19 protein-coding genes are annotated in these 18,284 nt (G+C 71.3%); 12 read left to right on the forward strand and 7 right to left on the reverse strand.

Features of this window, described 5'->3' with window-relative positions; genetic code table 11:
• The first annotated feature begins 122 nt into the window (after positions 1–122).
• Positions 123–1,079, forward strand: coding sequence for a DeoR/GlpR family DNA-binding transcription regulator (locus tag ACZ7L4_RS22565; protein ID WP_472104953.1), 957 nt, complete (start codon positions 123–125; stop codon positions 1,077–1,079).
• 89 nt (positions 1,080–1,168) lie between these two features.
• Here the strand turns inward: ACZ7L4_RS22565 and ACZ7L4_RS22570 are convergent, their stop codons facing one another.
• Positions 1,169–1,714: a TetR/AcrR family transcriptional regulator gene (locus ACZ7L4_RS22570; RefSeq protein ID WP_472105642.1), complete on the reverse strand. Its 546-nt coding sequence runs from the start codon at positions 1,712–1,714 to the stop codon at positions 1,169–1,171.
• A 160-nt stretch (positions 1,715–1,874) separates the two neighbouring features.
• Between ACZ7L4_RS22570 and ACZ7L4_RS22575 the strand changes: the two genes are divergently transcribed.
• Together ACZ7L4_RS22575 and ACZ7L4_RS22580 are read left to right on the forward strand one after the other, a co-directional pair.
• Complete coding sequence (locus ACZ7L4_RS22575; protein WP_472104955.1) at positions 1,875–2,861, forward strand: helix-turn-helix transcriptional regulator; 987 nt, start codon at positions 1,875–1,877, stop codon at positions 2,859–2,861.
• 92 nt (positions 2,862–2,953) lie between these two features.
• The gene (locus ACZ7L4_RS22580) at positions 2,954–3,670 is read left to right on the forward strand and encodes a hypothetical protein (RefSeq protein WP_472104957.1); all 717 of its coding nucleotides are present in this window, start codon (positions 2,954–2,956) and stop codon (positions 3,668–3,670) included.
• A 70-nt stretch (positions 3,671–3,740) separates the two neighbouring features.
• On the opposite strand, the gene ACZ7L4_RS22585 is transcribed toward ACZ7L4_RS22580, so the two are convergent.
• Positions 3,741–5,513 (reverse strand): acetyl/propionyl/methylcrotonyl-CoA carboxylase subunit alpha, encoded by a 1,773-nt coding sequence (locus ACZ7L4_RS22585; protein WP_450817151.1) that lies wholly within the window; start codon positions 5,511–5,513, stop codon positions 3,741–3,743.
• Between the two features lie 456 nt (positions 5,514–5,969).
• Between ACZ7L4_RS22585 and ACZ7L4_RS22590 the strand changes: the two genes are divergently transcribed.
• Positions 5,970–6,440 carry a hypothetical protein gene (locus ACZ7L4_RS22590; RefSeq protein WP_472104959.1) on the forward strand — a complete coding sequence of 157 codons (471 nt, stop codon included), beginning with the start codon at positions 5,970–5,972 and terminating at the stop codon, positions 6,438–6,440.
• Here ACZ7L4_RS22590 and ACZ7L4_RS22595 read toward each other — a convergent pair.
• The 4 genes from ACZ7L4_RS22595 to ACZ7L4_RS22610 form a co-directional block, all read right to left on the reverse strand.
• Positions 6,412–7,023: a nucleoside triphosphate pyrophosphatase gene (locus tag ACZ7L4_RS22595; RefSeq protein WP_472104961.1), complete on the reverse strand. Its 612-nt coding sequence runs from the start codon at positions 7,021–7,023 to the stop codon at positions 6,412–6,414. The genes ACZ7L4_RS22590 and ACZ7L4_RS22595 overlap by 29 nt on opposite strands.
• Before the next feature lie 68 nt (positions 7,024–7,091).
• Positions 7,092–7,220, reverse strand: a complete 129-nt coding sequence (gene mmpB / locus ACZ7L4_RS22600) for a morphogenic membrane protein MmpB (RefSeq protein ID WP_385764471.1) — start codon at positions 7,218–7,220, stop codon at positions 7,092–7,094.
• Between the two features lie 96 nt (positions 7,221–7,316).
• Positions 7,317–7,523, reverse strand: coding sequence for an acyl-CoA carboxylase subunit epsilon (locus ACZ7L4_RS22605; RefSeq protein WP_472104963.1), 207 nt, complete (start codon positions 7,521–7,523; stop codon positions 7,317–7,319).
• 11 nt (positions 7,524–7,534) lie between these two features.
• The gene (locus ACZ7L4_RS22610) at positions 7,535–9,130 is read right to left on the reverse strand and encodes an acyl-CoA carboxylase subunit beta (protein WP_450815682.1); all 1,596 of its coding nucleotides are present in this window, start codon (positions 9,128–9,130) and stop codon (positions 7,535–7,537) included.
• Between the two features lie 148 nt (positions 9,131–9,278).
• Here ACZ7L4_RS22610 and ACZ7L4_RS22615 point away from each other — a divergent pair, with 148 nt between their 5' ends.
• From ACZ7L4_RS22615 to ACZ7L4_RS22630, 4 genes are all read left to right on the forward strand, one after another.
• The gene (locus tag ACZ7L4_RS22615) at positions 9,279–10,151 is read left to right on the forward strand and encodes a biotin--[acetyl-CoA-carboxylase] ligase (protein WP_472104965.1); all 873 of its coding nucleotides are present in this window, start codon (positions 9,279–9,281) and stop codon (positions 10,149–10,151) included.
• A gap of 128 nt (positions 10,152–10,279) precedes the next feature.
• On the forward strand, positions 10,280–11,410 hold the full coding sequence (locus ACZ7L4_RS22620) for an adenylate/guanylate cyclase domain-containing protein (RefSeq protein ID WP_472104967.1): 1,131 nt from the start codon (positions 10,280–10,282) through the stop codon (positions 11,408–11,410).
• Between the two features lie 41 nt (positions 11,411–11,451).
• Positions 11,452–12,255 carry an enoyl-CoA hydratase/isomerase family protein gene (locus ACZ7L4_RS22625; protein ID WP_472104969.1) on the forward strand — a complete coding sequence of 268 codons (804 nt, stop codon included), beginning with the start codon at positions 11,452–11,454 and terminating at the stop codon, positions 12,253–12,255.
• A 119-nt stretch (positions 12,256–12,374) separates the two neighbouring features.
• The gene (locus tag ACZ7L4_RS22630) at positions 12,375–13,538 is read left to right on the forward strand and encodes a GGDEF domain-containing protein (RefSeq protein ID WP_472104970.1); all 1,164 of its coding nucleotides are present in this window, start codon (positions 12,375–12,377) and stop codon (positions 13,536–13,538) included.
• A gap of 27 nt (positions 13,539–13,565) precedes the next feature.
• Here the strand turns inward: ACZ7L4_RS22630 and ACZ7L4_RS22635 are convergent, their stop codons facing one another.
• Positions 13,566–13,850 carry a hypothetical protein gene (locus tag ACZ7L4_RS22635; protein ID WP_472104972.1) on the reverse strand — a complete coding sequence of 95 codons (285 nt, stop codon included), beginning with the start codon at positions 13,848–13,850 and terminating at the stop codon, positions 13,566–13,568.
• Between the two features lie 108 nt (positions 13,851–13,958).
• On the opposite strand from ACZ7L4_RS22635, the gene ACZ7L4_RS22640 reads away from it, so the two are divergent.
• The 4 genes from ACZ7L4_RS22640 to ACZ7L4_RS22655 all read left to right on the forward strand — a co-directional run bounded on the left by ACZ7L4_RS22640 (position 13,959) and on the right by ACZ7L4_RS22655 (position 18,209).
• Positions 13,959–14,297: a hypothetical protein gene (locus ACZ7L4_RS22640; RefSeq protein ID WP_450815674.1), complete on the forward strand. Its 339-nt coding sequence runs from the start codon at positions 13,959–13,961 to the stop codon at positions 14,295–14,297.
• A gap of 236 nt (positions 14,298–14,533) precedes the next feature.
• Complete coding sequence (locus ACZ7L4_RS22645; RefSeq protein ID WP_472104974.1) at positions 14,534–15,793, forward strand: L,D-transpeptidase; 1,260 nt, start codon at positions 14,534–14,536, stop codon at positions 15,791–15,793.
• 177 nt (positions 15,794–15,970) lie between these two features.
• Positions 15,971–17,476 carry an ABC transporter permease gene (locus ACZ7L4_RS22650; RefSeq protein ID WP_472104975.1) on the forward strand — a complete coding sequence of 502 codons (1,506 nt, stop codon included), beginning with the start codon at positions 15,971–15,973 and terminating at the stop codon, positions 17,474–17,476.
• Positions 17,477–17,522: 46 nt separating this feature from the next.
• Entirely contained in the window at positions 17,523–18,209 is a 687-nt protein-coding gene (locus ACZ7L4_RS22655) for an ABC transporter ATP-binding protein (protein WP_472104977.1), read from the forward strand.
• Positions 18,210–18,284: the final 75 nt, after the last annotated feature.

An 18,284-nucleotide genomic window follows, 5' to 3' on the forward strand; every position in this document is an offset into this window, starting at 1 on the left:
TAGGCGTGGTGGGTAGGCGGTCGTTCGCGCCTATACCACTTCAGCCCTTCCTGTGCGAACAGAATCTGTAATTCGGCGCAAACTGCTGAAAGCAGACGGTCGTTGGGGTTACTGTCAGTTTCGTGTTCGCTGCAGAACGTCGTCAATTGATCCTCGAAATGGTGCGAGCCAACGGAGCGGTTTCGCTCCGTGAGCTCGCCCGCGTCGTCCAGACCTCTGAAGTGACCGTACGGCGGGACGTGCGCGCACTGGAGGCAGAAGGACTCCTCGACCGCCGGCACGGCGGTGCGGTATTGCCGGGCGGATTCACGCGGGAGTCCGGCTTTCCGCAGAAGTCACATCTCGCGACCGCAGAGAAGACGGCCATCGCCGATCTCGCCGCGGGTCTCGTCGAAGAGGGCGAGGCCATCGTGGTGGGCGCGGGGACGACCACGCAGGAGCTGGCCCGCCGGCTCGCGCGTGTGCCGGGCCTGACCGTCGTCACCAATTCGCTCCTCGTGGCACAGGCACTCGCCCATGCCAACAGGGTCGAGGTCGTCATGACCGGTGGCACGCTGCGGGGTTCCAACTACGCGCTGGTGGGCAGCGGGGCGGAGCAGTCCCTGCAGGGTCTGAGAGTCTCGCGCGCCTTCCTGTCCGGCAGCGGTCTGACCGCCGAGCGCGGCCTCTCCACGTCCAACATGCTGTCGGCGTCCGTGGACCGGGCGCTCGTGCAGGCCGCGTCCGAGGTCGTCGTGCTCGCGGATCACTCCAAGCTCGGTACGGACACCATGTTCCAGACCGTGCCGACCGATGTGATCACGCGTCTTGTGACGGACGAGCCGCCGGCGCACGACGACCGGGCGGCGACGGAGCTTCAGGCGCTGGCCGATCAGGGTGTGCAGGTCGCTGTCGCGGGGGCCGGGGCGGAGGACCCTACCGGGGGCGGTGAATCCGTCCCGGCGCGGCAGGCGCGTCGGGATGTGCCATTGCCGGGGCAGCGGCGTGGTCAGCTTCCGGGTGGCCATTCGCTGCGTTCCGCCGCCCTGGACACCCCGCCCGAGCGGACGGCCCGGGTGGCCGATCTTCGTCGCCGCTGATCGTTGCACCCGTCCGGCGTTGCGCTCCTGGGGCTCTGCCCCAGACCCCGCTGCTCAATCGCCGCAGGGGCTTGATTTGCCGGTGCCGGTCAACAGGCGATGCCGCGCAAGGTCAGGCGCAGCAGGCGATCCGCCAGTCCCGGGTCCGACGGAGTCTCCTCCGCCGCGAGGGCAATCGCGTTGGTGAGCTGAAGGAGGTCCGTCATGGAGACGTCCTCCCGCACCGCCCCCACCCGCTGCGCTCGCGAGAGCAACGCCTGGCCGGCCTCCCGCATCGGATCACTGCACCGCGCCAGCGCCGAACTCGCGTCCTGCGAGGCCGACATGAGGGCGCGGGACAGCCCCCGGTACTCGCTCGCGTGCGTGATGATCTCGCGCAGCCAGGTCACGAGCGCCGTACAGGGCTGCGGAGCGTCCAGCAGCGCCCGGGAGCGGTCGAGCAGATCGTTCACCGCCTCCTCGAAGACGGCGCTCATCAGCGCGTGCCGGTTGGGGAAGTGCCGGTACAGCGTGCCGATGCCGACCCCGGCCCCGCGGGCCACCTCCTCCAGGGAGGCGCCCGTGCCGTGCTCGGCGAAGGCGATCCGGGCCTGCGCGAGCAGCCGCTCGTAATTGCGGCGTGCGTCCGCGCGCATGCGGCGCGAGCGATCGTGCTCGGCGGTCGTCATCGGGCCTCCCTGGGCGTGCGCAGGACTTCAAGGATGCCCGATCGCGGGACCGCGACGGTGCGGAGGGATCGCTACCGCAGTAGCGTCGACGCGGAGGGCGCTCGCGCGAGGCGCCCTGGAGCGCGGCATGGACATCACTGACGCGGGCCGGCGAGGAGTGCGGCAGCTCGTCCGGGAACTCGAAGAGGCCGTGGACGTGGCCGAGTTGCGCTCCCGCGCGGTCCGCGGCCTCGCCCGCCTCATCCCGGCCGACGGCGCCCAGTGGTACCACTTCGCCGCGCGGGACGGCGCCGTGCGGGCGCTCGCACTGCCCGCGGAGTCCTTCCACGCCGACCCCGCCGTCATCTACGAGCACCCCGTGGACCACCCGCTGACCGGCCCCATGCTGCTGTCCGGGACGGGCGGCGCCTGGCGGGTGAGCGATGTCGCCGGGGACCGCGACTGGCGGCGCACCCACTGCTACAACCTTGATTTCCGCCCCTTCGGGATGCACCGCCACCTCGTCGCCAGCGGCCGGGACGGGACGGGTGTCTCCGGCTACGCGCTGCTGCGCGGCGGCACCGACTTCACCGAGGAGCAGCGGGATCTGCTCGGCTACGCGCAGCCCCAGCTCGCGGCCGCCGAACGGCTGTTGGCCGAGCGGCAGCGGATGTACGCGCTGATCGCCGCCGCGCTCGCGTCCGCCGGGCGGCGCGGGCAGGGCGTCGCCGCGGTGGCCGGGGACGGTGCGGTGCGGGCGCTCGACGCCGTCGCGGCGGAGCTGCTGCCGCGCCTGGACGGCGACCCGCGGACCGGCACGCGCGGCGCCTTCAGGGCGCACGACATCGACGTACGGGCAGTGGAGTGCGCCGTGCCCGGCGTGGCGCGGCTCCTGCTGCTGCGGGACCTCGCGCCGGGCCGCGCCGCCGCCCGCGCGCTCGGCCTGACCGAGCGGGAGCACCGCACCCTGGAGCACATCGACGCCGGCCGCACCCCCGCCGAGGCGGCCCGTGCGATGGGGATCTCGCTGACGACCGTACGCGGATACGTGGCCGCTCTGCACCGCAAGTTGAACGCAGGGCACACGGCGGCGCTGCTGCGCAGGGGGCGCGAGGCGGGGCTCCTGGGGGAGTGAGCGCCCCTCAGAATTGACGGCTGGTCCGGCGGGGGAGGCGGCCGCTTCACTGGTGGAATCCGGTGGCATCCACGGGCTTCAGGGGGAACGCCATGACCGCCACACCTTCGTCCGCGCACGTACCGGCGACCGCCTCAGGGGCCGCCGTCGAAAGGATCCGTCCGCTGCGGGCCGTCATGGCCGCCGTGCTGGTGCTCGGGCCGCTGCTGTTCATCGTCGCCTCGCTGCTGTCGCCGTACGACATGACCGAGGACAAGACGCGGAACATCGTCGCCGACATCGCCGCGCACGAGGGGCAGGAGAAGGCGGCCGCCTGGGCGTGGCTGGCCATGGCGCTGCTGCTCACGACCGCGGTCCTGCTGGTCGGTGTGTACGTCATGGCGCGCTCGCTCCGGCTCGGGCTCGCCGGGCTCGTCCTGTTCGGCGGCGGCGTCCTGCTGGTCAACGCGACGCCGTCGTACGACTTCGTCACGCTGGCCGGCCTCGACAAGGGCGTGGGTCAGGCGTCGATCGTGAAGGTGATCGACGGCGCCGACAATCTGCCCGTCCTCGCGGTCGCCGGGATCTGGTTCATCGCCGGCATGGTCATCGGCTCCGTGCTGTTCGGCATCGCGCTGCTGCGCAGCCACGCGGTCCCCGCCTGGGCGGCCTGGGTGCTGATGGCCGCGATGCCGGTGAACGTCGTCGGCTGGATCTCGGGCGTCGACGCACTCGCGTACGCCGGGTTCGCGCTGCTGACCGTCGCCTTCGGCGTGCTGGCCCTGGACGTCGCGCACAACGGCACCGGCTGGGTGCGCGCCGACACGTGAGTGGGGAGGTACGGCCGAGGGCCCGCCGACCAGGACGGTCGACGGGCCCTCGGTGTACGCCGGTTGGGCGTCAGTCCTTGATCTCGCAGATCGCGGCGCCCGAGGTGAGGGACGCGCCGATCTCGGCGGAGAGGCCCTTGATGGTGCCCGACTTGTGGGCGTTCAGGGGCTGTTCCATCTTCATGGCCTCCAGGACGACGACGAGGTCGCCCTCCTTGACCTCCTGGCCCTCCTCGACCGCGATCTTGACGATCGTGCCCTGCATCGGGGAGGCGAGGGTGTCGCCGGAGACGGCCGAGCCGGACTTCTTGGCGGCGCGGCGCTTCGGCTTGGCGCCGGCGTTCAGGCCGGTGCGGGCCAGGGACATGCCCATGCCCGCGGGGAGGGAGACCTCCAGGCGCTTGCCGCCGACCTCGACGACGATGTTCTCGCGGCCCGCCTCGTCCTCGTCCTCACCGGGCGCCGGGGCGGCGAACGGCTCGATGTCGTTGACGAACTCGGTCTCGATCCAGCGCGTGAACACCGTGAACGGGTCCTCGCTGCCGGTCAGTTCGGGGGCGAACGCCGGGTCCGTGACGACCTTGCGGTGGAAGGGGATGGCGGTGGCCATGCCCTCGACCTCGAACTCGGCGAGCGCGCGCGAGGCCCGCTGCAGGGCCTCCTTGCGGGTGCGGCCGGTGACGATCAGCTTGGCGAGCAGGGAGTCCCAGGCCGGGCCGATGACCGAGCCGGACTCGACGCCCGCGTCCAGGCGGACGCCGGGCCCGGCCGGCGGGTCGAACTTGGTGACGGTGCCCGGGGCGGGCAGGAAGCCGCGGCCCGGGTCCTCGCCGTTGATGCGGAACTCGAAGGAGTGGCCGCGCAGTTCGGGGTCGCCGTAGCCGAGCTCCTCGCCGTCGGCGATGCGGAACATCTCGCGCACGAGGTCGATGCCGGCGACCTCCTCGGTGACCGGGTGCTCGACCTGGAGACGGGTGTTGACCTCGAGGAAGGAGATCGTGCCGTCCGCGCCGACGAGGAACTCGACGGTGCCCGCGCCGACGTAGCCGGCCTCCTTGAGGATCGCCTTCGAGGAGCTGTACAGCTGCTCCAGCTGGGCGTCGGACAGGAACGGGGCCGGGGCCTCCTCCACCAGCTTCTGGTGGCGGCGCTGCAGCGAGCAGTCACGGGTGGAGACCACCACGACGTTGCCGTGCTGGTCGGCCAGGCACTGCGTCTCGACGTGGCGCGGCTTGTCGAGGTAGCGCTCGACGAAGCACTCGCCGCGACCGAACGCGGCGACGGCCTCGCGCACCGCGGACTCGTACAGCTCGGGCACCTCGTCGAGGGTGCGGGCGACCTTCAGGCCGCGGCCGCCGCCACCGAAGGCGGCCTTGATCGCGATCGGCAGGCCGTGCTCCTCGGCGAACGCCACGACCTCGTCGGCGCCCTCGACCGGGTCCGGGGTGCCGGCGACCAGCGGGGCACCCGCGCGCTGCGCGATGTGCCGGGCGGCGACCTTGTCGCCGAGGTCGCGGATGGCGTGCGGGGGCGGGCCGATCCAGATCAGGCCCGCGTCGAGGACGGCCTGGGCGAACTCGGCGTTCTCCGACAGGAATCCGTAGCCGGGGTGGATCGCGTCCGCGCCGGAGTCCTTCGCCGCCTGGAGCACCTTGGCGATGTCCAGGTAGCTGGTGGCCGGGGTGTCCCCGCCAAGGGCGAAGGCCTCGTCGGCCGCACGGACGTGCAGGGCGTCCCGGTCCGGCTCGGCGTAGACGGCAACGCTCGCGATCCCCGTGTCCCGGCACGCCCGGGCCACGCGGACAGCGATTTCGCCACGGTTGGCGATGAGCACCTTGCGCACGATGGCTCCCTCCTTGCTGTGTCTTCCCGGGGGCATCCCCCGGACCCCCGGCCGTGGTCGCCCGAGCCGGGGCGGTCGGCGGGTCACCGTGAAGCTTGACTCACTGAAACAAGCTGAGTTTAGGGACTGCCGACACGGACCCACGAGGCGTCCCCGGGCGTGAGCTTGCCCACACGCAGTGTCACCCGGGGTCCACCCGGTAGGTGAAATCCCTTGTCGCGCCTGGATACGCGCGATCCCTCACCGCAACCCTAGCCCGCCTCTGTGGCCAAGGTCTCTGTGAGACCGTGCTGCGGCCCGTCGGCTTTCTTTGTGGAGTCCCTACGAATGGCCCAACGATTCTTTGCCTTCGCGGGAACCTCGACAGAACCCTTGTACCGGGGTTTACCCGTTAGTAGCGTTCGGGATGTCTTGGCCGTACTAGCGGTAACAGTCAGTGGAAGTGGGTGGGGGCCGGTGGCTCGCAGGCCGGTGGCGTGGGTTGCCGCGATCGTGTTGTTCGCGGAGGCGTTCGGGATCGTGCTCCTGAACTGGTTCCTCGGCCTGGTGGTCGACAACCAGGACATGTCCCTCGCCGGGCTCGACCCGCGGGCGATGTCCGTGGGCGCGTGGATCGCGGGCGGCCTGTTCGGGCTGTACCTGGTGCTGTGCGGGATCGTGCTCGCGCGCACCGCGAGCGTCGACAGGGCGCCGGGCGGGTTCGGGCGGATCCTGCTGATCAGCGCGGCCGTCGTGCACGGGCTGCTCGGCGCGTTCTCGATCAGCCTGGTGGGCTGGTTCAGCTTCGTGTTCATGATGGTCGTGCTCGCCCTGCTCGTGCTCACGCTGGTCGCGTACGACCGGCACGAGCAGGGGGAGCGGGAGACGCAGGGGGACAGCCCCGCGCAGAACGGTCCCGCTACTCCGCCGGCGCCCACAACTCCGTGATGCCGATGCCGAGTTCGGCGAGGAGGCGGCGGAGCAGCGGCAGCGAGAGCCCGATCACGTTGCCGTGGTCGCCGTCGATGCCGTCGATGAACGGGGCCGAGCGGCCGTCCAGGGTGAACGCGCCCGCCACGTAGAGCGGTTCGCCGGTCGCCACGTACGCGGCGATCTCCGCGTCGCTCGGCTCGCCGAAGCGGACGACGGTGGAGGCGGTGCCCGAGGCGTACCGGCCGCTCGCCGTGTCGTAGACGCAGTGGCCGGTCTGCAGGGTGCCCGCGCGGCCGCGCATCGACTTCCAGCGGGCGGTGGCCTCCTCGGCGTCGGCCGGCTTGCCGAGCGCCTCGCCGTCGAGGTCGAGCACGGAGTCGCAGCCGATGACGACGGCGCCGCCCGCCTCGGGGCGCGCCGCGACCACGGACGCCTTGGCCTCGGCGAGCGCGAGGGCGAGTTCGGCGGGCGTCGGGGCCGTCACGGCCTCCTCGTCGACCCCGCTGACGATCACCTCGGGGGCGAACCCGGCCTGCCGCAGCAGGCCGAGGCGGGCGGGGGACTGGGAGGCCAGGATCAGGCGGCGTGGAGCAGTCATGCGGCTCAGGTTATCCACGGAACGGCAGGGCATTCCCCGGCCGCCCTGCGAGGTCCCTGGCGTCGGCCCTACGCGGTCCCCAGCATCAGGAACATGACGACCATGGCCAGGGCCAGCACAAAGCCCGCGCGCCGCAGCATCGCCTGCGTTTCGCGGAGCTCCTCTGGGGGCTCGTCATCGGGGTCTGACCACAGCACATACAGCATGGTGCTGCTCGCGCGTGCGGGGCGCCTGAGTACGCGTACTCAGGCGCCCCGCCACGAAAGGACTAATTCACGCGGGCCCGTGGGTGATCACGCGGGCCAGTACGTCCTGGACCAGCTCGACGCCCCCGGGGCGGGCAGCCGGTGCCGGGCGATGCGGGACGGGTCGGACCACGCGTCCCGGCCCTCCGCCGCGTCCGGGGCGTCCGGGACCGCCGCGGCGCGCGCCTGGACCACCGCCAGTGCGGCGGCCAGCTCCTCGGGGGTCGGATTGCCCCGTACGACCTTGATCATCACAGCGGCGCTCCTTACAGCGGGATGTTGCCGTGCTTCTTCGGGGGCAGTGATTCCCGCTTCGTGCGCAGCTGACGCAGGCCGCGCACCACGTGGGAGCGGGTGTCGGAGGGCAGGATGACCGCGTCGATGTAGCCGCGCTCGGCCGCCGTGTACGGGTTGAGGAGGGTGTCCTCGTACTGCTGGATCAGCTCGGCGCGGGTGGCCTCGACGTCGTCGGCCGCCGCGATGGTCTTGCGGTGCAGGATGTTGACCGCGCCCTGCGCGCCCATGACGGCGATCTGCGAGGTGGGCCACGCCAGGTTGAGGTCGGCGCCCAGGTGCTTGGAGCCCATGACGTCGTACGCGCCGCCGAAGGCCTTGCGCGTGATGATCGTGATGAGCGGGACCGTGGCCTCGGCGTACGCATAGATCAGCTTGGCGCCGCGCCGGATGATGCCCTCGTGCTCCTGCTCGACGCCGGGCAGGAAGCCGGGGACGTCGACGAAGGTCAGCACCGGCACGTTGAAGGCGTCACACGTGCGGACGAACCGCGCGGCCTTCTCCGACGCGTGGATGTCGAGGCAGCCGGCGAACTGCATCGGCTGGTTGGCGACGATGCCGACCGGGCTGCCCTCGACGCGGCCGAAGCCGGTGATGATGTTCGGCGCGAACAGCGACTGCGTCTCGAAGAAGTCGGCGTCGTCCACGACGTGTTCGATCACCGTGCGCATGTCGTACGGCTGGTTCGCGCTGTCCGGGATGAGGGTGTCGAGCTCGCGGTCCTCGTCGGTGAGCGCGAGGTCCGCCTCCTCGGGGAAGGAGGGCGGCTCGCTCAGGTTGTTCGACGGCAGGTAGGACAGCAGCGACTTGATGTACTCGATCGCGTCCTTCTCGTCGCCCGCCATGTGGTGCGCGACACCGGAACGCGTGTTGTGCGCGCGGGCGCCGCCCAGCTCCTCGAAACCGACGTCCTCACCGGTGACCGTCTTGATGACGTCGGGTCCGGTGATGAACATGTGCGAGGTCTGGTCGACCATGACCGTGAAGTCGGTGATGGCGGGGGAGTACACGGCGCCGCCCGCGCACGGCCCGACCACGAGCGAGATCTGCGGGATGACGCCCGACGCGTGGGTGTTGCGGCGGAAGATCTCCCCGTACATGCCGAGGGCCATGACGCCCTCCTGGATGCGGGCGCCGCCGGAGTCGTTGATGCCGATGACCGGGCAGCCGGTCTTCAGCGCGAAGTCCATCACCTTCATGATCTTCTGCCCGAAGACCTCGCCGAGGGCGCCGCCGAAGACCGTGAAGTCCTGCGAGAACACGGCCACGGGGCGGCCGTCGACCGTGCCGTACCCGGTCACGACGCCGTCGCCGTACGGCTTGTTGGCGTCAAGGCCGAAGTCCGTCGACCGGTGCCGGGCGAACTCGTCCAGCTCCACGAAGGAGTCCTCGTCGAGCAGCAGCTCGATCCGCTCGCGTGCGGTCAACTTGCCCTTGGCGTGCTGCTTTTCGACCGCGCGTGCGGACCCGGCGTGGGTCGCCTCGTCGATCCGGCGCCGCAGGTCGTCGATCTTGCCTGCGGTCGTGTGGATGTCGATCTGCGCTGTCGGCTGTTCCAACTCGGACATCGGGATGCGGCTCCCTGCCTGCTTCGTCGCTGCTCACGGGGACGGTCGGGGGACGGTTCGAGAAAGGGGAGTGGGGCTACTGATTCGTAGCGTAGTGGCCTGAATACCGTTCAGCAGTGCGGTCTTTGCCACACCTAGGCTGGGTTGCATGACGCCGCGAGATGGTTCAGACGCACCCGCAAACCCCTGGTCCGACCTGGACCGGCCGCCCCTGGCCGAGGCCGGGCTCCGCCGGTCCCTGCTCAAGGAAGGCGGCCTCTGGTCGTCCGTGGAGGTGGTGCCCCGCACCGGGTCCACCAACACGGATCTGGTGCGGCGGGCCTCGGAGGGGCCCGTGGCCGAGGGCACCGTGCTCGTGGCCGAGGAGCAGAGCGCGGCGCGCGGGCGGCTCGACCGGAGCTGGTCGGCGCCGCCGCGCTCGGGCCTGTTCTTCTCGGTGCTGCTCAAGCCGGGGGAGCACGAGGTGCCCGTCGAGCGCTGGGGGTGGCTGCCGCTGCTCACCGGGGTCGCGGTCGCCACGGCGCTGTCCTCGGCGGCCGGTGTCGACACCGCCCTGAAGTGGCCCAACGACGTGCTCCTCACGGTCGACGGCGAGGAGCGCAAGGCGGGCGGCATCCTCCTGGAGCGGGCCGGTACGGACGCCGTCGTGATCGGCGTCGGCCTGAACGTGTCGCTGCGCGCCGACGAGCTGCCCGTCCCGACGGCGGGTTCGCTCACCCTCGCCGGCGCGAAGGTCTCCGACCGCGAGCCGGTGCTGCGGGCCGTGCTGCGGTCCCTGGAGAAGTGGTACGTCGAGTGGTGCGCGGCCGAGGGCGACCCCGCGCTCTCCCGGCTGCAGGAGGCGTACGCGGCGGGCTGCGGCACGCTCGGCCGCCAGGTCCGGGCGATCTTGCCGGGCGACCGGGACCTGGTCGGCGAGGCGGTGGCCGTGGACGGCGACGGCCGTCTCGTGATCGCCGCGGAGGGCGGGGGCCGGGAGGCGGTCGGCGCGGGCGACATCGTGCACCTGCGACCTGCGTAGGCGTGTACCACCGGGCGCCTCCCGGGCGACGCCACCCGGAAGCGGACGGAGTGACGTGGGGCACAGGTGCTGCCGTAGAGTTGAGCCCGGTCGATACCTGACCGCGGCAGATCGGAAGGGCAGCAGGCGTGACCGTCGACGACTCGGGCTCCGGCACGGGCTCTCCCACCGACCCCGAGAAGCCGGAAGGAGCGGAACCAGAAGAGGCAGAGGCCGAGGATCCCCTCGCTCTGCGGCTCGAAGGGCTCATCCTCGGGGCCGAGCGCAGATACACCCCGTTCCAGGCGGCGCGCAGCGCCGGCGTCTCCATGGAACTGGCCTCCCGGTTCTGGCGGGCCATGGGCTTCGCCGACATCGGCCAGGCCAAGGCCCTGACCGAGGCGGACGTGCTCGCGCTGCGGCGCCTCGCCGGTCTCGTCGAGGCGGGACTGCTCAGCGAGGCGATGGCCGTACAGGTCGCCCGGTCCACCGGGCAGACCACCGCGCGCCTCGCCGAGTGGCAGATCGACTCGTTCCTGGAGGGCCTCACCGAGCCCCCGGAACCCGGCATGACCCGCACCGAGGTCACGTACCCGCTCATGGAGCTGCTCCTGCCCGAGCTGGAGGAGTTCCTCGTCTACGTGTGGCGGCGCCAGCTCGCCGCGGCGACAGGCCGCGTCGTGCAGGCCGGTGACGACGAGGAGATGGTCGACCGGCGGCTCGCCGTCGGCTTCGCCGACCTCGTCGGGTTCACGCGGCTCACCCGCCGCATGGAGGAGGAGGAGCTCGGCGAGCTCGTCGAGGCCTTCGAGACCACCGCCGCCGACCTTGTCGCGGCGCACGGCGGCCGGCTCATCAAGACCCTCGGCGACGAGGTCCTGTACGCGGCCGACGACGCGGGCATCGCGAGCGAGATCGCGCTGCGCCTGATCGAGACGATGAGCAACGACGAGACCATGCCGGAGCTGCGCGTCGGCCTCGCCTTCGGCACGGTCACGACCCGCATGGGCGATGTCTTCGGCTCGACCGTGAACCTCGCGAGCCGCCTCACGTCGATAGCGCCCCGGGACAACGTCCTGGTGGACGGCGCCTTCGCCGAGGAACTGATCAGGATCGGGGAGACGCCCACCTCCGAGGCGGAGGCCGCGGCCGAGGCGCAGCAGGCGAAGGAGGACGGCGAGGAGCCGCCCACCTACCGGTTCGCGCTGCAGCCCATGTGGCAGCGGCCCGTGCGCGGCCTCGGCGTCGTGGAGCCCTGGACGCTGACCAGGCGCACCTGACAACCTTGGCGGTTAACTGGCGTTAACCGGAAGGGTGTGTCATGAGTGACGAGCGGCGGTTCGGGGAGTTCGTGGCGGTGCGCCGCCACGAGAGCGGGACGGTCGCCGAGCTGGTGCTCGACCGGCCGAAGGCCATGAACGCGGTGTCGAGCGACATGGCCCGCTCGATCACCGCCGCGTGCGACGCGCTGACGGCCGACCGGGACGTCCGCGTCGTCGTCCTCACCTCCAGCGCCGAGCGCGCCTTCTGTGTCGGCGCCGACCTCAAGGAGCGCAACTCCTTCTCCGACGCGGATCTGCTGCGCCAGCGGCCCGTGACCCGCGCCGCGTACACGGGCGTCCTCGAGCTGCCGATGCCGACGATCGCGGCCGTGCACGGCTTCGCGCTCGGCGGCGGCTTCGAGCTGGCGCTCGCCTGCGATCTGATCGTGGCCGACGGGACGGCCGTCGTGGGCCTCCCCGAGGTGTCCGTCGGCGTGATCCCCGGCGGCGGCGGTACGCAGTTGCTTCCGCGCCGCGTAGGGGCCGCGCGGGCCGCCGAGCTGATCTTCACGGCGCGCCGGGTGCGGGCCGCGGAGGCCGGGGAGCTCGGGCTCGTGGACCAGGTCGTGGAGGCGGGCGCGGACCGCGCGGAGGCGCTCGGGCTCGCCGCGCGGATCGCCGTCAACTCGCCGGTCGGCCTGCGCGCGTCGAAGAAGGCGCTGCGGCTCGGGCACGGCCTCGACATGCGGGCGGGCCTGGAGGTGGAGGACGCGGCGTGGCGGTCCGTGGCGTTCTCAGGGGACCGGGCCGAGGGCGTGGCGGCGTTCAACGAGAAGCGCAGTCCGCGGTGGCCCGGCGAGTGACGGGGAGCGGTCGCACCGACGGACCGTTTGATTACTCTACGTAATGCCTGGCTGGTCGTGAGCCCCGGGTTGGCGCACCGAATTCACCGAAATGTCTGAAAACTCCTTACTCTGGAGTGATGGGTGAGGACGTTCGGCTACGCGCCGTGGTGGAGCTCGCGCAGGGCATGGCCGCCGCGCGCAGCCCGCGGGACTCCTGGCGCGCGGCGGCGCTCGGCGCCTGCCGCGCGCTGTCCGGGAGCTTCGCCGCGCTCTCCGTGTGGGAGCGCGAGCGCGGCCGGCTGCGGGTGCTGGTCAACGTCGGGGAGCTGGCCGAGGGCGAGGAGGAGTTCCCCGAGGGGGAGGGATACCCCGTGCACCAGTTCCCCGAGATCACCGAGTTCCTGCACGAGCGGTGGGCCAAGGGCGGCGAGCCGGACGCCTGGGTCGAGACGGCCGAGGGCCCCGTGGACCGGGCCGGCTACTGCCACCAGCGGGTCGCCGCGCTGCGCCGCAGGGGCCGCGGCTGCTGCGTCGTCGCGCCGATCGTGCTGCACGGGCGGGCGTGGGGCGAGCTGTACGTGGCGCGGCCGACGGGCGCCGACGTGTTCGGCCGCTTCGACGCCGACTTCGCCACGGTCCTCGCGGCGGTCGTCGCGGCCGGCATCGCGCAGACCGAGCGCCTGGAGGAGGCCCGCAGGCTCGCCTTCACCGACGCCCTGACCGGCCTCGCCAACCGGCGCGCGGTCGACATACGCCTCGACGAGGCCGTGGAGCGGCACCGCGCCGACGGCTCCGTGGTCAGCCTCGTCGTCTGCGACCTCAACGGCCTGAAGCGGGTCAACGACACCTACGGGCACGCGGCGGGCGACCGGCTCCTCGAACGGTTCGGCTCGGTGCTCTCGCTCTGCGGGGCGATGCTGCCGGGAGCCCTCGCGGCGCGGCTCGGCGGCGACGAGTTCTCGCTCGTCGCCGTGGGGCCCTCGGCCGACGAGGTGGTCCGGGTCGGCGACGAGATCTGTTCACGGGCCGCCGAGTTGGACCACGGCGACGGCGTCGCGTGCGGCATCGCGTCGACCGGGGACCCGATCGGCGAGGTGAGCAGCGCGCGCCGGCTCTTCCGGCTCGCGGACGCCGCGCAGTACAAGGCGAAGGCGCTGCGTGCGGCGAAGCCCGTGGTGGCGGGGCGCGACGGCGGCCTCGCCGACCCGGTGGTCCGCCTCGCGGACTCGCCGCCGGCCCCGGGCGAGGGGGAGCGGCGGCGCATCAGGGGCCTGGAGCCCGACAAGCGGACCGAAAGCTAAGTGCCGCCCGGGCCGCGGCAGTTGCGGCTACGCCTCGTACGCCCGGCCCCGGCGCACCGAGTACGTCACGAAGCCGACGCCCAGGCCGAGGAAGGCCGAGCCGCCGATCACGTACGGCGTCGTGTCCACCTGGCCCGTGTCGGCCAGGCGGAGTTGGCGGTCGGACTGCTCGGTGACCGCCGTGGCGGTGCGCTGCTGGTCCGCATGGGTGACATGCTCGGGGGTCGCCGTCGCTGTGGGAACGAACCACAGCGCACCGAGGAGCGCCGCGGCGGCAGTGGCGGTGAACAGTGATCGACGTGCGGCAGACACGGAAGCGATCCCCCTTGTGGCGCTGGCGAATTGGCCGTGTGTGCTGATGTTAGTTAAAGACGCGGGTCACAGGAAAGTCACGGGGCGGATGGGTCGTACGCTCCGCCCATGAGCACTGATGACACGTCACGTTTTGTTCGCCTCAAGGTGGAATTGGTCCTGGAGGTCTCCGACGCGGAGGCGCTGACCGGGGCCGCGCTGCAGCGCGTCGCGGAGGACGAGGAGACCGGGCCCGAGGAGCGGGCGCAGGCCGTGAGCGCCGTGGAGGAGGACGAGGCGGAGGCGGTCGCGTACCTCGTGGACCCGTTCGATCTGGTCGCCGACGTGCCGGGGGCGGAGCTCGTGCAGGCCTCCTGGTCCAGCGAGGCGGTCGACTACGACCCCGACTCGCCGGACTGGGACCTCGGCGAGGATGATGAGGAGGGGGAAGCGGAAGACGGCGTGTAGCGGTCCTCGAATCGGGAACCCTGGGCGGCAACCGCTGCCCGGGGTTTTGTCGTCCCTGGTGAGGGAGTGCCTGACGTGGTCTTGCCCACACCGGCGGTTCTTCGGGAACGGGACGAACCGGTCACGACGTTGAGTGGGATACGAGGGGACTGCTGTGTCCTCTTGGGCCTGCTGTCGACCGGGCTCGGGGCGGCCGACAGCAGGTGCATTCGGCGAAGTCGGGAAATTCGGCGACTATGGAGAAGCGTGTGATAACGGACGGTAAGCGGCGCAAGGGTCTGATGGCCGCGTCCGCTCTGCTCGGCGGTGTGCTCGTGCTGACGGCCTGTGGCGGCGGCGACGAGGGCGGCGGCTCGGGCAAGAAGGAGTCGCAGGCGCAGGCCGACGAGGCCGCGGCCAAGAAGACCTCCGAGGCCGACATCAAGATCGCGCCGAAGGACGGCTCCGACAACGCGAGCATCAACAGTGCCGCGAAGGTCACCGTGAGCAAGGGCACGCTCACCGATGTCGCCATGACCACGGCCGACGGCACGAAGGTCGAAGGACAGATCTCCGCCGACAAGAAGAGCTGGAAGCCCACGAACCAGCTGGAGCGGGCGACGACGTACAAGATCGCCGCCGAGGCGAAGGACTCCGACGGCCGCGCGGCCCACGAGAACTCGCAGTTCACGACGGTGTCCCCGGCCAACAGCTTCATCGGCAACTTCACGCCGGAGGACGGCTCGACGGTCGGCGTCGGCATGCCCGTGTCGATCAACTTCGACAAGGCGATCAGCAACAAGGCCGACGTCCAGAAGCACATCACCGTGAGCTCCAGCAGCGGCCAGGAGGTCGTCGGCCACTGGTTCAACGACACCCGGCTCGACTTCCGCCCCGAGGACTACTGGAAGGGCGGCTCCACGGTCACGATGAAGCTCGACCTGGACGGCGTCGAGGGTGCGAACGGCGTGACCGGCGTGCAGCAGAAGACGGTCTCGTTCAAGATCGGCCGCGACCAGGTCTCCACGGTCGACGCGAAGACCAAGATGATGACCGTCACGCGGGACGGGAAGACCGTCAAGACCATCCCGATCTCCGCGGGCTCCCCCGACAACAAGACGTACGAGGGTCAGATGGTGATCTCCGAGAAGTTCAAGGAGACCCGGATGAACGGTGCGACGGTCGGCTTCACGGACGACGACGGCAAGGGCGAGTACGACATCAAGGACGTGCCGCACGCGATGCGCCTGTCGAACTCCGGCACGTTCATCCACGGCAACTACTGGGGCGCCAAGTCGATCTTCGGTGGCGCGAACACCAGCCACGGCTGCGTCGGCCTCCAGGACGCCAAGGGCGCCAATGACAACAGCACCCCGGGCGCCTGGTTCTACAACAACTCGATGGTCGGCGACGTCGTCATCGTGAAGAACACCGGCGACAAGACGGTCCAGCCGGACAACGGTCTGAACGGCTGGAACCTGAGCTGGTCGCAGTGGAAGGCCGGGTCCGCCGCGTAACGGACCGGCTCGCCCCCGGTGGGGGTCTCATGGCGTTCTCATGACGGCCTCACGCAACCCTTACAACACCGCCATACCGTTTCGCCGCAGCGGGAGCCGGAGCGTCACCGACGCTCCGGCTCCCGCTGATTCCTGACCAAACGCCCCTTCGCACGGGCCGTCATCGGCGAGGCTTCGATGTTCTTCACCTATCTCCGGCGTGAGCTGCGCCGCCGCAGAAAAGCGGCGCTCGTCGTCGCCTCCGGGCTCGCGCTCGGGATCGCGCTCGTCATCGTGGTCGGCTCGGTGTCCGCCGGGATGACCCAGGCGCAGGACAAGGTCCTGCAGTCGCTGTACGGCCTGGGCACGGACATGACCGTCACCAAGGCCGCGAGCGCGCCGAAGGCGGGCGACGACACGGGCCGCCCGAGGTTCGACTTCGACGCCAAGGACAGCGACTCCGGTGACAAGGAGCAGTCCAGCGACCGCGTGATGGTGCAGGGCTTCCAGACCCTCGCCGACTCCACCGTCTCCAAGGTCGCCGACCAGAAGGGCGTCGCCGACACGGTGGGCGGGCTCAGCCTGCAGGTGATGAAGGTCAGCGGCCAGTTCACGCGCGGCCAGTTCAAGCAGGACGAGAGCAGCGGTGCGCAGGGTGGTCCGGGCGGCCAGAACGGCGGCGGACAGGGTGGCGAGGGCGGTCAGCCACAGGGCCGCGTCCAGGGCGGCGGCGCCAACTTCGACGTCAACTCCTTCTCCGTCTACGGCACCGACGTCACCCAGCAGAAGCTCGGCCCGCTGACCTCCTCGAAGATCACCAAGGGGCGGAGCTTCACGACCTCAGAGACGAACGCGAAGGTCGCCGTCGTCGACTCCTCGTACGCGAAGGAGAAGAAGCTCGCCGTCGGCGACAAGCTCACGGTCAAGGGCGACAAGTACCAGGTCATCGGCGTCGCGACCGCCGACAGCGGGGACGCGGCCGCCAATGTCTACGTGCCGCTGAAGCGGGCCCAGACGCTCGCGGACGCCAAGTCCAAGGTGACGACGGTCTACGTCAAGGCGACCGACTCGCAGCGGATCGACGCCGTGAAGGCGGCCATCCAGAAGAACATCGACGGCACCACCGTCACCACGTCCGCCGATCTCGCCGACACCGTCTCCGGCTCCCTGTCGACCGCCTCCAACCTGGCCTCGAACGTCGGCAAGTGGCTGTCGATCGCGGTGCTCGTCGCCGCCTTCCTGGTGGCGGGGCTGCTCACGTCCTCGGCCGTGTCCCGGCGGGTCCGGGAGTTCGGCACGCTCAAGGCGCTCGGCTGGACCTCGGGCCGGGTGACCCGGCAGGTCGTCGGCGAGGCGGTCGTCAACGGGCTGATCGGCGGCGTCCTCGGCATCGCGGTCGGGCTCGCGGGCGCGTACGCCGTGACCGCGATCAGCCCCACGCTCTCCGCGCAGCTCGGCGGCGGCGCGGGCGGCGGTGGCGGCATGGGCGGCGGTCCCGGTGGCGGCGGCTTCGGCGGCGGGATGCGCCAGGCGGCCGGGGGAGGCGCGAAGACCCTCGACATCGCGCTCAGCGCGCCCGTCTCCGCGACCACCATCGCCCTCGCGGTCGGCCTCGCCGTCGCGGGCGGGCTGATCGCCGGCGCCTTCGGCGGCTGGCGGGCCTCGCGGCTGCGACCGGCGGACGCGCTGCGCCGCGTCGCGTAGCACCAGCGGTCCCGCCCATCACCTTACGTAGCACAGGAGTTGCACCATGTATCAGCTCACCGGCGTCACCAAGAGGTACCGGCGCGGCAAGGACACCGTCGACGCGCTCGCGGGCGTCGACCTGACCATCGGCGACGGCGACCGGCTCGTCATCCAGGGGCCGACCGGCGGCGGCAAGTCGACCCTGCTCCAGATGCTCGGCGGGCTCGACCGGCCCACGGCGGGCAGCGTGGAGCTCGACGGGGTCGACCTCGCGACGCTGCCGGAGGCCCGGCTCACCAAGGTCCGCGCCGAGTCCATCGGCTTCGTCTTCCAGTCCTTCAACCTCGTCCCGACGCTCAGCGCGCTGGAGAACGTCGAGACGGCCCTCGTACCGCTCGGGCTCAAGAGCGCCGAGCGGCGGGAGCGGGCCGGACAGGCGCTGCGGTCCGTGGGGCTCGGCGAGCGGCTGCGGCATCTGCCGGCGGAGCTGTCCGGCGGCCAGCAGCAGCGCGTCGCCATCGCGCGGGCCCTGGTGAAGAACCCGAAGGTGCTGCTCGCCGACGAGCCCACGGGCAACCTCGACGAGTCGATGCGCGACGAGATCATGGACGTACTGGAGGAGCGCTGGAAGGAGCACGGGCTGACCTTCGTGATGGTCACCCACGACTCCGCGATCGCCCGCAGGGCGCCCCGCCTCGCGACGATCAGCAAGGGGCGGATCACGGTCACCGAGAACGCCTCGGCCGCCTGACCCGGACACCCACAGGTGTCGTCGAGGTGAACACGTTTCGAGCAAAGGGTTGTGCTCGAAACGGAAGGTGTGCCG

Source organism: Streptomyces sp. NPDC107575, from assembly GCF_055657265.1.